Origin of the sequence: Xanthomonas sp. LF02-5 (genome assembly GCF_034105325.1) — a bacterium.
Classification (GTDB): Bacteria; Pseudomonadota; Gammaproteobacteria; order Xanthomonadales; family Xanthomonadaceae; genus Xanthomonas_A; species Xanthomonas_A sontii.
Window position 1 is genome coordinate 652,210 of record NZ_JAXGGF010000002.1, and the last position, 13,608, is coordinate 665,817.

Annotated in this window: 8 protein-coding genes; 5 read left to right on the plus strand and 3 right to left on the minus strand. The window is 69.7% G+C overall.

Annotated elements, in window-relative coordinates; all coding sequences use genetic code 11:
• Positions 1-169 precede the first annotated feature (169 nt).
• The 4 genes from SLW52_RS08950 to SLW52_RS08965 all read left to right on the plus strand — a co-directional run bounded on the left by SLW52_RS08950 (position 170) and on the right by SLW52_RS08965 (position 9,043).
• Positions 170-3,235 carry a discoidin domain-containing protein gene (locus tag SLW52_RS08950; protein WP_267121613.1) on the plus strand — a complete coding sequence of 1,022 codons (3,066 nt, stop codon included), beginning with the start codon at positions 170-172 and terminating at the stop codon, positions 3,233-3,235.
• The gene (locus tag SLW52_RS08955; protein ID WP_267084832.1) at positions 3,232-4,293 is read left to right on the plus strand and encodes a LacI family DNA-binding transcriptional regulator; all 1,062 of its coding nucleotides are present in this window, start codon (positions 3,232-3,234) and stop codon (positions 4,291-4,293) included. Before SLW52_RS08950 ends, SLW52_RS08955 begins: the two co-directional genes overlap by 4 nt.
• A gap of 90 nt (positions 4,294-4,383) precedes the next feature.
• Complete coding sequence (locus SLW52_RS08960; protein WP_267098893.1) at positions 4,384-7,407, plus strand: TonB-dependent receptor; 3,024 nt, start codon at positions 4,384-4,386, stop codon at positions 7,405-7,407.
• A gap of 118 nt (positions 7,408-7,525) precedes the next feature.
• Entirely contained in the window at positions 7,526-9,043 is a 1,518-nt protein-coding gene (locus SLW52_RS08965) for a tryptophan halogenase family protein (RefSeq protein WP_267121611.1), read from the plus strand.
• Between the two features lie 187 nt (positions 9,044-9,230).
• On the opposite strand, the gene pyrF is transcribed toward SLW52_RS08965, so the two are convergent.
• From pyrF to SLW52_RS08980, 3 genes are all read right to left on the minus strand, one after another.
• Entirely contained in the window at positions 9,231-9,965 is a 735-nt protein-coding gene (pyrF, locus tag SLW52_RS08970; protein WP_043093730.1) for an orotidine-5'-phosphate decarboxylase, read from the minus strand.
• On the minus strand, positions 9,962-10,876 hold the full coding sequence (locus SLW52_RS08975) for a 5'-nucleotidase, lipoprotein e(P4) family (RefSeq protein ID WP_295967565.1): 915 nt from the start codon (positions 10,874-10,876) through the stop codon (positions 9,962-9,964). The genes pyrF and SLW52_RS08975 overlap by 4 nt, the downstream gene beginning before the upstream one ends.
• 95 nt (positions 10,877-10,971) lie before the next feature.
• The gene (locus SLW52_RS08980; RefSeq protein WP_320740041.1) at positions 10,972-11,577 is read right to left on the minus strand and encodes a hypothetical protein; all 606 of its coding nucleotides are present in this window, start codon (positions 11,575-11,577) and stop codon (positions 10,972-10,974) included.
• 343 nt (positions 11,578-11,920) lie between these two features.
• Here SLW52_RS08980 and SLW52_RS08985 point away from each other — a divergent pair, with 343 nt between their 5' ends.
• Entirely contained in the window at positions 11,921-13,561 is a 1,641-nt protein-coding gene (locus SLW52_RS08985; protein ID WP_320740088.1) for a ShlB/FhaC/HecB family hemolysin secretion/activation protein, read from the plus strand.
• Positions 13,562-13,608 lie beyond the last annotated feature (47 nt).

Genomic DNA, 13,608 nt, shown 5'->3' on the forward strand with positions numbered 1-13,608 from the left:
ACGCATCATGTAACCGCTTGCAGTTGCTGCTAACGTCCGCCCACCTCGATTGAGGCGGTGCTGGCCGGGGGACCCAGTGCGATATTCGTCAGAGATCATCCGAGTGCTCGGTCACGGTGGCGCGCGCCGCTGCGCCTGGGTGTTGTCCGCAGTCCTGTACGGACTTGCGATGACGGCCCCGGTGCAGGCGCAGGACGGCCGCCTGCCGCCGCGTGCGCAATGGCAGGCGTCCAGTTCCTCCAAGCAGGTCAAGGCGCAGGCGATCAGCTATCTGATCGACGGCGACGCCAGCACCCGCACCGCCGGCGCCTTCAGTCCCGGCCACTGGTTCCAGATCGACCTGAGCCGCGCCGCGCAGGTCGGCGGCGTGCGCCTGCAATGGGACACCTCCAATCCGGAAGGCTTCCTGCTGCAGACCTCGCGCGATGGCCAGCGCTGGGACACGGTGTACACGATGGCCGATTCGCTGGGCGGCACCGAGACCGTGTTCTTCGCGCCGCATCTGGCCCGCTACCTGCGCCTGGCTGCGCCCGCGCGCAGCGCCGACTGGGGCGTGTCGATCTACGAGATGGAGCCGCTGGGTGCCGGCGCCGTGCAGTTGCGTGGCGTGTCCGCGGCCGACGCCGCGGCGCTGTGGCAGGGCGGTGCCGCGGTGGCGATGCCGGGCACCGGCGCGCAGGCGCGGCAACTGGATATCGCCTTCCCGCGTGCGTTCGACAGCGCCGGCCTGATCGTCGAGTTCGCCGGTGCGCATGGCGCGGCGCAGCTGCAGGCGCAGGACGCCGCGGGCCGCTGGCGCACGCTGGCCGACGACCCGCAGGCCGGCGACAGCGACAGCGCCTACCTGGCCGGCACCGCGCCGCTGCCGGTGCGCGCGCTGCGCCTGCGCGTCGACGCCGCGCCCGGTGGCGTCGCGCCGACCCTGGCGCGCCTGCGCCTGCTGGGGCCGAAGGCGGTGATGACGCCGATGAAGCGCTACCAGGTCGCCGCGCAGCGCGGCACCACCCGCGCGCTGTTCCCGGCCTCGCTGCACATGCAGCAGACCTATTGGACCGCGGTCGGCATCCACGCCGGCCGGCAGAAATCGATCTTCGACGAGTACGGCAACCTGGAGGCGTGGAAGGGCGCGCCGCTGGTACAGCCGCTGTGGCGCGACGCCTCCGGCACCGCCGCCGGCGCCGACGGCCATGCGCTGACCCACGCCTTGCGCGACGGCTGGAAGCCGATGCCGTCGGTGCGCTGGTCGCCGCAGCCGGGGCTGGAACTGCGCAGCGAGACCTTCACGATCGAACGCGACGGCCAGCCGGTGACGCTGCTGCGCCATCGCCTGCGCAACACCGGCACCACCCCGGTCAGCGGCACCCTGTCGCTGCTGGTGCGGCCGATGCAGATGAATCCGCCGTGGCAGAACGGCGGCCTGTCGCCGATCCACGACGTCGCCGTCGACGGCGACGTCGTGCGGGTCAACGGCCGTGCGCTGCTGACCTCGCTGAGCGCGCCCAGCGGCGGCGGCGCCGAGGCGTTCGGCGCGAACGGCGCCACCGAGATCACCCGCCACGTCGTCGCCGGCACGCTGCCGGCGCAGCGCCAGGCCCGCGACGCCGACGGCCTGGCCGCGGCGATGCTGAACTACACGGTGCGCCTGGCGCCGGGCGCGCAACAGGATGTGGTGCTGGCGTTCCCGCTGGGCACCGCCAGCGCCGACGCCCAGGGCCGCCTGCCGCCGGCGCCGCCGCTGGACCGCGACGCCCTGCTCGCCGCCGGCCGTGGCGACGCGGGCCGCAGCTTCGACGCGCTGGCCGAGCAGGTCTCCGCGGACTGGCAGCAGCGCCTGGGCAACGTCGGCCTGCGCCTGCCCGACGCCAGCCTGGTGGACATGCTGCGCGCGCAGGCCGCGTACATGCTGATCAACCAGACCGGCCCGGCGATGCAGCCGGGGCCGCGCAACTACAACCGTTCCTTCATCCGCGACGGCATGGCCACCTCGGCGATCCTGCTGCGGATGGGCCAGGCGCAGGTCGCGCGCGACTACCTGCAGTGGTACAGCGACCACGCGGTGCACCCGAACGGGCTGGTCTCGCCGATCCTCAACGACGACGGCAGCGTCAACGATGGCTTCGGCTCGGACCTGGAGTACGACAGCCAGGGCGAGTACATCACCCTGGTCGCCGACGTCGCGCGGCTGGACGGCGGCCCGGAAAGCGTGCGCGCCTACCTGCCGAAGGTGAAGCTGGCGATGCAGTTCCTGCAGGAACTGCGCGAGCGCACCCTGGTGCCGGGCTACATGGCCGAGCAGCCGGCGCCGGAACGCTTCCGCGGCATCCTCGCCCCGTCGATCAGCCACGAAGGCTATTCCAGCCCCACCCACAGCTACTGGGACGACTACTGGGCGCTGAAGGGCTGGCACGACGGCGCCTGGCTGGCCGACTCGCTGGGCGATGCCGCCACCGCCGCCTGGGCGCGCGAACAGTACGCGGCGCTGCGCAACTCGCTGGCCGCTTCCATCCGCGCCACCATGGCGTGGAAGGGCGCGGACTACATTCCCGCTGCGGCCGACCTGGGCGACGGCGATCCGACCAGCGTCTCGATCGCGCTGGATCCCACCGGCCAGCAGGACCTGCTGCCGGAGGCGGCGCTGCGCACCACTTTCGCGCGCTATCTGGAAGACGTGCGCCAGCGCAAGCAACCCAATGCGCTGTGGGCCTACACCCCGTACGAGATGCGCAACGTGCTGACCTACGTGCATCTGGACCAGCCGCAGGTGGCCGACGAACTGCTGCAGGATCTGCTGCGCGACCGCCGCCCGTTCGAATGGCAGGTGCTGGCCGAGGTGGTGCAGTCGCGGCTGCGCTTCCCGCGCTACCTGGGCGACATGCCGCATACCTGGATCGGCGCCGAGTACGCGCGCGCCCTATTCGGCATGCTCATGCACGAGGGCGACGATGCGCTGGTGCTGCTGCCCGGCGTGCCGCCAGCCTGGCTCGCCGACGATGGCCTGGCCGTGCAGCGCCTGCCCACCGCCTACGGCACGCTCGGCCTGCGTGCGCGCCAGCGCGACGGGCGGCTGCGGGTCGAACTCGACAGCGGCCTGCGCGCTGGCACCGCCGTGCGCGTGGTCTGGCCGACGCGCACGCGGCCGGCGCAGGTGCGCGTGGACGGCCGCCGGATCGACCACTACGACGCCGGCGGCGTGACCCTGTCCAAGCCGTTTCGGACCCTGGAGGCACGCTGGTGAGCCCGCCCCCCGTCCCGGCGCCGGATGCGCGCGCCAACATCACCATCAAGGACGTGGCGCGCCTGGCCAACGTCTCGGTGGCCACCGTGTCGCGCACCATGAACGGGCACCAGCACGTGGCCGAGTCGGTGCGCGCGCGCGTGCTGGAAGCCGCGCGCACCCTGCACTACGTGCCGCACCACGCCGCGCGCAGCCTGAGCAGCCGCCGCACCCACACCATCGGCGTGGTGCTGCCGGACCTGCACGGCGAGTTCTTCTCCGAACTGATCCGCGGCATCGACACGGTGGCGCGCGAGCGCGGCCTGCACCTGCTGGTGTCCAGTTACCACGGCGAACCGGAACAGCAGCGGCTGGCGGTGCGGCGCATGCCCGGGCGCGTGGACGGCTTGCTGATCATGTCGCCGTCCCTGGCCAGCGATGCCGAGGACCCGGCCGACATGCTGCCCGGCACGCTGCCGGCGGTGCTGATGAACTGCGCCGAGCGCATCGGCGAGGCGCAGGTGCTCAACGTCGACAACTACGGCGGCGCACGCGCCATGACCCGCCACCTGCTGGACGTGGGCCATCGCCGCATCGCCTTCATCGCCGGGCCGGACGACAACTTCGACGCGCGCGAGCGCCTGCGCGGCTACCGCGACGAACTGCGCGAGCGCTGCCCGCAGGTGGCGCCGCTGGTGTTGCCCGGCGCCTTCGACGAGGCCTCCGGCTACCGCGCCGGCGAAGCCCTGCTGCAGGGCCAGCGCCCGGACGTGGTGTTCGCCGCCAACGACATGATGGCGCTGGGCTGCCTGTTCGCCTTCACCCATGCGGGGCTGCGCGTGCCCGAGGACATCGCCCTGGCCGGCTTCGACGACGTGCCGATGGCACGCTACGTGCATCCGGCCCTGACGACCATGCGCGTGGACATCGCCGGCTTCGGCGCCCGCGCCATGCAACTGCTGCTCGGTGCGCTGGAGCCGCATGCCGCTCCGGCGGCGTCGGCGGCAGCGGCCAATGCGATCGCTCCGCAACTGATCGTTCGTGCTTCCAGTGCCCAGCGAGGGACCGCCATGGACTGACACCGACGCATGCAGCACCGATGTCGTTTTTTGCACCACCTAGAAGAACACAACAATGATCCCGTTGACCGCCCTGGGAGGGCTTTAGTCATGAAGAAATCGCGTTCCGCCTCCAACCTGCCCGCACGCAGCCTGCTGTGCTGCGCGCTGGCCACCTGCCTGTTCGCCACGATGCCGGCGATGGCCCAGTCCAGCAGCGCGACCCTGCGCGGCCAGGTCGCCGCCGCCCAGGCCGGCACCGAAGTCACCGTCACCAACGTCGCCACCGGCTCGGTGCGTCGCGCGCCGATCGCCGCCAACGGCAACTACACCGTGGTCGGCCTGCCGCCGGGCACCTACAAGGTCGAGGCCAACGGCGTCACCAAGACGGTGACCCTGCAGGTCGCGTCCTCGTCCACCGTCGATCTCGACGCCGGCACCACCGCCGCCGGCGGCAACGCGACCACCCTGGACACCGTCACCGTCAGCGCGCCGCTGCTGAAGGACGTCAAGACCTCGGAAGTGGGCAACGTGGTGTCGCTGCACCAGATCCAGCAGCTGCCGCAGGCCACCCGCAACTTCCTGGAGTTCGCCGACACCGTGCCGGGCATGGTGTTCCAGATCGACGGCAACGGAAACACCAAGCTGCGCGGCGGTGCATCCAATGCCAGCGCCGGCAACCTGTACATCGACGGCGTCGGCCAGAAGAGCTACGTCAAGGGCGGCGGCATCGCCGGCCAGAGCGACACCCAGGGCAACCCGTTCCCGCAGTTGGCGATCGGCGAGTACAAGGTCATCACCTCCAACTACAAGGCGGAGTACGGCCAGATCAGCGGCGCGGCGATCACCGCGGCCACCAAGTCCGGCACCAACGAGTTCCACGGCGAAGCCTTCTACCGTTACACCGACCAGGATCTGCGCGACAAGCGTCCCGACGAAGCGAACGGCAAGATCGATTCGCAGACCAAGGAATACGGCTTCGCCCTGGGCGGCCCGATCATCCAGGACCGCATGCACTTCTTCGTCGCCTACGAAGGCAAGGAGAACGTGGTGCCCAAGAGCGTGCAGGCGGACAGCACCGCGCAGCCTTACGTCGGCCTGCTGCCGTCCAACCTGTCGAGCCAGTTCGGTGCGGCCAACATGCCGTTCACCGAGGACCTGTACTTCGGCAAGATCGATTTCGAACCGACCGATCGCGACCGCATCGAACTGAGCGGCCAGTACCGCGACGAGACCCAGACCGGCAACGTCGGCGGCACTAGCACGCCGGAGCACGGCACCAACAAGATCAACAAGGACAAGCGCGCCAACATCCGTTGGCAGCACAGCGCCGACAACTGGTTCAACGAGCTGATCGTCGGCACCGAGGATTCGGAGAACAACCCGAATCCGAAGAGCATCGGCAATGGCGTCGTCTACAAGTACCTCAACTACAACGATCCCAACGTCGGCGAATACACCTTCCTGGAAACCGGCTCCGCCGGCGGTCTGAACGTGCAGCGCAAGAGCCAGAAGGGCTGGTTCCTGCAGAACGACCTGACCTTCACCAGCTTCCAGTGGCATGGCGAGCACACCATCAAGATGGGCGTCAGCTACAAGGACATCAAGCTGACCTCGCAGGATGCCGCTGCGCTCAACCCGCAGTTCAGCTATGCGGTCAACAACAACGGCGTCGCCGCCACGCCGTATCGCGTGGACTACGTCGCGCCGTACAACACCCCCGGCCAGAAGGCCACGGTGGAGTCGCCGTCCAAGCAGTACGGCATCTACATCCAGGACGACTGGGCGGCGACCGACAAGCTGATGATCAACGTCGGCGTGCGTTGGGACTACGAGGACAGCCCGGCCTACACCGACTTCGTCACCTCGCAGGCCTTCGTCAACGCGCTGTACTCCAACGATCCGGCCAACCCGGGCCAGCCCTGGGCCAACCGCCTGCTGCCCAGCGGCATCAATGTCGCCGACTACATCAGCACCGGTCGCAACCGCAAGAACTTCAAGGATGGCTGGGCACCGCGCCTGGGCTTCTCCTACGACTTCTTCGGCGACGAGAGCTCGGTGCTGCACGGTGGCGCCGGCCGCTCCTACGATCGCAACCTGTTCGAACAGCTGGCGCTGGAAACCAGCAAGGCCGCGCTGTCGCCGGTCGCGGTGTACTTCCAGAACCCGGCTACCGGCCAGTGCTACCGTGGCGACCGCGTCTGCACCGCGTGGGATCCGCGCTACCTCAATGGCGTTGACCAGTTGAACACCATCCCCGGCGTCAGTGGCAGCGCCGAACTGTTCATGTTCAACAACCACCTGAAGACGCCGTACAGCGACCAGTACAGCATCGGCATCACCAACCAGGTCGGGGACTGGCAGACCGACGTGACCTTCCAGCGCGTGCTCAGCTACGACGGCTTCGCCATGTCGCTGATCAACCGCTACCCGGATGGTTCCTACTTCCAGAACGGCAGCGCCCCGTGGGGCCAGCCGGTGCCGGGCTACCAGAACACGATCCTGGGCATGAATGGCCTGGAGCAGCGCAGCAGCCAGGTGCTGCTGTCGGCCGACAAGCCGTACACCAAGGAATCGGGCTGGGGTCTGACCCTGTCGTACACCCACACTAGCGCGCGTCAGAACCGCAACATCGACGAGCCGTACGCGTTCGACAAGGCGACCATCCACGACTATCCGTTCGTGAAGTCCGATGCCGTGTCGGCGCACCGCTTCGTCGCCTCCGGCTCGATCGACGGCCCGTGGGGCCTGACCTTCGGTGCCAAGGTGGTGCTGGCCACGCCGGAGCCGATCAACACCATCGCGTGCTATGGCAAGACCGATCCCGATGGCGCGACCTGCCAGCAGGTGGCGGCGGTGCCGCCGGGCAGCGGCAAGTTCCTGGTCGGCGGCAAGATCTGGGGCTACCGCACGGTCGACTTCCAGGCGACCAAGGACTTCACCGTGTACAACGACTTCAAGTTGACGGCGCGCGTGAACCTGCTCAACGCCTTCAACTTCAAGAACTACGCGTCGTACTCGTACAACGATTTCGGCTCCAATGGCCGTTTCGATCCGAACATCACCATCAACAAGACCGGCGACATCATGTACGTGCCGCGGACGGTGACCTTCGAGATCGGCGCCAAGTTCTGATCCACCGTATGACCCACGCGCGTGCCCGACCGGCGCGCGTGGGGTTTCAACGGACGGGGCCGCGTGGCCCCGTCCGCGTTTGCGGTCGCCTCTTTCCTCGGTACAGGACCCTGCACGCATGATCGCCGCCCCTCTCCGCAACCTGGTCATCGTCGGCGGCGGCACTGCCGGCTGGATGGCCGCTGCCGCGCTGGTGCGTGTGCTGGGCCCCGACTACCGCATCACCTTGATCGAGTCCGAGCAGATCGGCATCGTCGGCGTCGGCGAGGCCACCGTGCCGCACATCAAGGCCTTCAACAATCTGCTCGGCATCAACGAGGCCGAGTTCGTGCGCCATACCCAGGGCAGTTTCAAGCTCGGCATCGAGTTCGCCGACTGGCAACGCCCGGGCACGTCCTACGTGCACGGCTTCGGCACCGAGATCGGGCATCCGCTCGGGCTGCTGCCGTTCCAGCAGTACTGGTTCAAGCAGGCGCTGGCCGGCAAGGCCAGGCCGCTGGGCGCCTACACGCTCAACACCGTCGCCGCCAAGCGCGACCGGTTCATGACCTCGGCCACCGACGTGCCGCCGAATTCGCCGCTGGCCAACATCGCCTACGCCTACCATTTCGATGCGGCGCTGTATGCGGGCTTCCTGCGCCGCTACGCCGAGCAGCGCGGGGTGACCCGGCGCGAAGGCATCGTCGAGGAGGTGCAGCTGCACCCGGAATCGGGCGACGTGCGCGCGGTGCGCCTGGCCTCGGGCGAGGCGATCGCCGGCGACCTGTTCATCGATTGCTCCGGCTTCCGCGGCCTGCTGATCGAGCAGGCGCTGCACACCGGCTACCACGATTTCAGCCATTGGCTGCCGTGCGACCGTGCGCTGGCGGTGCCTTGCGCCAAGGTCGGCCCGCCCACGCCGTACACCCGCGCCACCGCGCGCGCCGCCGGCTGGCAGTGGCGCATCCCGCTGCAGCACCGCACCGGCAACGGCTACGTGTACTGCAGTGCGCACATCAGCGACGACGAGGCCGCGGCCACGCTGCTGGCGAACCTCGACGGCCCGGCCCTGGCCGATCCGCGGCCGCTGCGCTTCGTCACCGGGCGCCGCAAGCAGGTGTGGAACCGCAACGTGGTCGCGCTGGGCCTGGCCAGCGGCTTCATGGAGCCGCTGGAATCGACCAGCATCCACTTGGTCCAGTCCGGCATCTCCAAGCTGCTGGAGCTGTTCCCGCGCGAGGGCATCAGCCCGGTGCTGGTGCGGCGCTACAACGAGCGCATCGCCTTCGAGTTCGACCGCATCCGCGACTTCCTGCTGTTGCACTACCATGCCACCGAGCGCGACGACAGCGCGTTCTGGCGGCACTGCCGCAGCATGCCGATCACCCCGGAGCTGCAGGAGACGCTGGCGCTGTTCCGCGACAGCGGCCGCTTCTACCGCAACGGCGAGGAAATGTTCGCCGAGATCAGCTGGGTGCAGGTGATGGTGGGGCAGGGCATCCTGCCGCGCGCCTACCATCCGCTGGTGGACCAGGTGCCGCAGGCCGATCTGGAGCGCTTCATGGCCAGCGTCGAGCAGACCATCGGCCATTGCGCCGACGCGATGCCGCCGCACCAGGCCTTCATCGACCGCTATTGCGCGGCCAGGCCTGTGTGAGCACGGCCCGCGCCGCGCGGGCACAAAAAAAGAGGCCACGCGCACCAGGCGCGGGCCTCTTCAAATCCGACCGAAGCCGGAGAACGGTATGGCACATCTCCGGCAGAGCCGGACGCTGGGCATGCTACCGGCACGCCGAAGCTAAAGCAACACTTTACAATTTATTGCCTAAGTCATTGATTTAAAATCAATGCACAGCGCCGCCAGCCAGTGTCGCCGCGATCTCCCGCTGGATCGCCTCGGCGGCAGCACGCGGATCGGCCGCCTGGCGGATCGGCCGGCCGACCACGATCGCATCGGCGCCGTCGGCGAAGGCCTGGGCCACGCCGACGGTGCGCTGCTGGTCGTCGCCGACCGGGCCGCCCGGGCGGATGCCGGGGCAGACGATGGAGAAGCCGGCGCCGGTGGCGCGGCGGATCGGCGCCGCTTCCTGGCCGGACGCGATCACGCCGTCGATGCCGGCCGCCTGCGCGGCCAGCGCGCGCTCCACCACCACGTCTTCCGGCGCGCGGTCGATGCCCATCGACGCCAGGTCGGCGCGGCCCATCGAGGTCAGCACGGTCACCGCCAGCAGGCGCATGTCGCTGCCGTTGGCCTCGGCCGCGGCCTGCATCATCGGCGGGTGCCAGCCGTGGATGGTGCAGTAGTCCACCGGCCACTGCGACAGCCGCCGGATCACCCCGCCCACCGTGGCCGGGATGTCGAAGAACTTCAGGTCCACGAACACCCGCTTGCCGCGCCCGGCCAGCGTGTCCAGCACGTCGAAGTATTCGCCCGAGGCCAGCAGTTCCATGCCGATCTTGTAGAACGCCACCGCATCGCCGAGCCGCTCGATCCACTCCAGCGCCTCGCTGCGCCCGGGCACGTCGAGGGCGAAGATCAGGCGCTCGTGCGGCGCCAGCGCCAGCGGCGCGTGACTCACTGCGCCAGCTCCAGCGCCTGCACCTTGGCCTGGTGGCGTGCGGCGCGCGACTGGGTGAAGTCGTTGTTGAACAGCGCCGGCTCCCAGGAGCCGTAGCTGGGGTTGGGCAGCATCCACCAGCGTTCGCCGAACCAGTCGTGGTACTGCTGCAGCAACTGCGCGCGGCCTTCCGGGGTGTTGGCCACGACCTGCGCGAAGTCGCCGAGCTGGTCGCCGAACTGCATCAGCACGCGGTACTGCTGGCCGACCAGCTTGCGCCGGCAGTTCTTCTCCGAGCCGTTCTGCTCGCAGTCCTTGACCACCGTGCCCAGGCCCAGCAGCACGCTGTTGTCGGCCACCGGCAGGCCGGCGCTGCGCAGGTTGGCCAGGGTCGCGTCGGTCAGGTGCACCGCGCGGTTGGTCACGTACAGCACGGTGATGCCCTTGGCGTCGGCCGTCTTGGCGAAATCGACCACGCCGGGAATCGGCTTGGCCTTCTTCTCGGCCACCCACTGGTCCCAGGTGACCTCGTCGTATTCCTTGCCGTTGCGGATCAGCCGCGCCTGGTAGGGCGAGTTGTCCAGCACCGTCTCGTCCACGTCCATCACCACCGCCGGCTTCAACCCGGTGGCGGCGTTGCCGCGTTCCTCCGGCACCAGCGCGTCCCAGTTCGGTTCCTTCAGCGCCGCATCCAGGCGGTCGGCGGCGGCGCGATAGGTCTGCTCGGCCAGGGCCTGGTACTCGGCCGAGCGCTGCATCCACAGCACTGCGTTGAGGTTGTCGTCGGCCGCACCCGGCGTGGCAGCTGCGGGCGTGGCGGCAGCGGCAGGGGCGGCCGGCTTGGCGGCGGGGTCGGCGACCTGCGCCTGCGGCTTGCAGGCGGACAGGGCGAGCACGGCGCAGGCCAGTGCGGTGCGGGCGATCGGCGTCATCGGGCGTGGGAACCTGGGCAAATGAATCGCGGATTTTAGCCGGTTGCGATGACAGGCGCGGCGCAGCGCGCGGTGGCGCAGGCAGGTCGCCGCGCTCAGGGCGCGAACGTCAGTCCGTGCAGGTCCGGGGCGAGCACCGCCTCGATGGGGTCGGCATCGTCGTGGCCGGCATAGGCGCTGAAGCGGATGCGCAGGCGGTCGTCGCGGACCGTGTAGGGCGTCAGGTCGTCGAGGTCGGGCGCGTCCAGATCGATGTTGTCCAGGCAACTGGACACCGGCACCCGCGCCAGGATCGACGGCGTGCCGTGCAGATCGACCACGGTCAGCGCCATCTCCGCACCGGCGCCGCAGTAGCCGTGTCCATCCCCGGGCGAGGAACGGCGCACCGACAGGTACAGCAGGCGGTCGCGCGCCAGATACGGCTGCAACCGGGTCGGCAGCAGGCGGATGGCGCGCGCGCTGCCGATCAGCTCCGGTGCGTAGGCGCGCGGGATGGTTTCCAGCACGGTGGGTGCGCGCCCCGGCACCTGCAGCACGATGCGGCCGGCGCGATAGGCCAGATGCAGGACGCCGCGGCGTGGATCGCAGACCTCGGTCTCGGCCAGCGCGGCCGATGCCGCGCCGCAGCCCGTCGGCGTCGGCGTTGCGGCGCTGTGGGCAGCGGGCGAGGCCAGGGCCAGCAGGAGGAGGAGCGGCAGCATGCGAGGCCTTCGAGGTGTGAGCCAAGAGTGTGGCAGCCGCCGTGGATTGCGCGCCAGTTGTGATGCAGGTCCTTTGCGGAAGTGACGAAATTCTCGCAAGCGCCCGTTTTGCAGGGGATTTACCGACAGCGTGTCGGGAGCCTCCCGATGCCGCCGCGCTGTGGTTTCCACCACACTTCCAAGTATGGAAAACCGCGCGACGCGGCGCCTGGTGCGCTGCGACGCGATCGCGCCTGCACCGCAGGCAAACGCGGGAAGCGTCACAGGGGACGTCGCAGTGGATCGCCGGAGAAAAGGAGCTTCTCGCATTGTGCTGGCTGCGTGCCTGTTCGCCAGCGTGCCCATGGCGCAGGCGCAGGAACCGCCGAGCACGCTCGATCGCCAGGAACAGCTGCGCCAGGCCGAGCAGGTCCAGCGCCAGCAGGAGCAGGACCGGCAGGCGCCGTTCGTCGGCCCGCGCGAGGCCGAAGCGCCGGCGGACATGCGCAGCACCATCTTGCCGACCGAAGCCCTGTGCTTCCCGATCCAGCGCGTCCGCCTCAGCGGCGCCGGTCCCGACGCGGCGCGCTTTTCCTGGCTGTGGCAGTCGCTGCGCCGCTACGAGGGCCGCTGCATCGGCACGGCCGGCATCGACCTGATCCGCCGCCGCGCGCTGGACCAACTGGTCGCGCGCGGCTTCGTCACCACTCGCATCGGCGTTCCGGCGCAGGACCTGTCCCGCGGTGAGCTGCGCTTCGAACTGCTGCCCGGGCGCCTGCGCCAGGTGCGGGTGCAGTCGGCGGACGGCCGTGTGTTCTGGCGCGGTGCGCTGCCGCTGCGGCCGGGCGACGTGCTCGACTTGCGCGCGATCGAGCAGGGCGTGGAGCAGTTCAAGCGGGTGCCGTCGCAGGACGCCAAGATCGATATCGCGCCGGGCGAGCAGCCGGGCGAGTCGGACCTGCTGATCACCATGCAGCGCAGCAAGCGCTGGCGCGCGGTGCTCAACGCCGACGATTCGGGCGTGCAGGCGACCGGCCGCTACCAGGGCGGTGTCGATTTCGCGCTGGATGCGCCGCTGGGCATCAACGACCTGCTCTCGATCGGCTACAACCACGACCTGGTGGACGATGGCGCCGCGCGCGGCACCCGCGGCAACAGCCTGTCCTACAGCGTGCCCTGGGGCTGGTGGACGTTCTCCCTGTCGCTGTCGTCGTATCGCTACCACCAGCAGGTGGACGGCTTCCGCCAGAGCTTCCAGTCCAGCGGCAGCTCCGACAGCGCGCAACTGGATCTGCAGCGGGTGATCCACCGCACCGGCACCAGCAAGACCACGCTGGGCATGGTGGTGGCCAAGCGCGCCGCACGCAGCTACCTGGACGGTGTGGAGATCGGCATCCAGCGCCGTCACACCACCAGTGCCGAGTTCTACCTCAGCCATCGCCATTACCTGGGCAAGCTGCAGCTGGACACGCGCCTTGGGCACCGCCGCGGCACCCCGTGGTTCGACGGGCAATGGACCGGCTACGACCCGGCGGTGGGCTTCCCCGGCTACCGCTACGGCGTCACCACCCTGGATGTCAGCGCCGGCCTGCCGTTCGCGCTGGGCCCGGTGGCGATGAGCTGGGACAGCAGCGTGCATGCGCAGACCTCGCCGCACCTGTTGCTGGGTTCGGAATTCATCACCCTGGGTGGGCGCTACAGCGTGCGCGGCTTCGACGGCGAACGCACCCTCGGCGCCGAGCGCGGCGCGTACTGGCGCAACAGCCTCAACCTGCCGGTGCAGCGCCTGGGCATCACCCCGTACCTGGGCGTGGATGCCGGCCGCATCGCCGGGCCCAGCGCCGCCGGCCTGGCCGGGCGCAGCCTGGTCGGCGGCTTCGTCGGCGTGCGTGGCGCGCGCGGCGGGCTCAGCTGGGATGGCTTCGCCGGCTGGGACCTGCATGCGCCACGCGACTTCCACAGCGCGCAGCCGGCCTACGGCGTGCGCCTGATCTACCAGTTCTGACACGTCCTGCCGCCGGCCGGCGGCAGGCAACGCGATGGGTTTTGCCG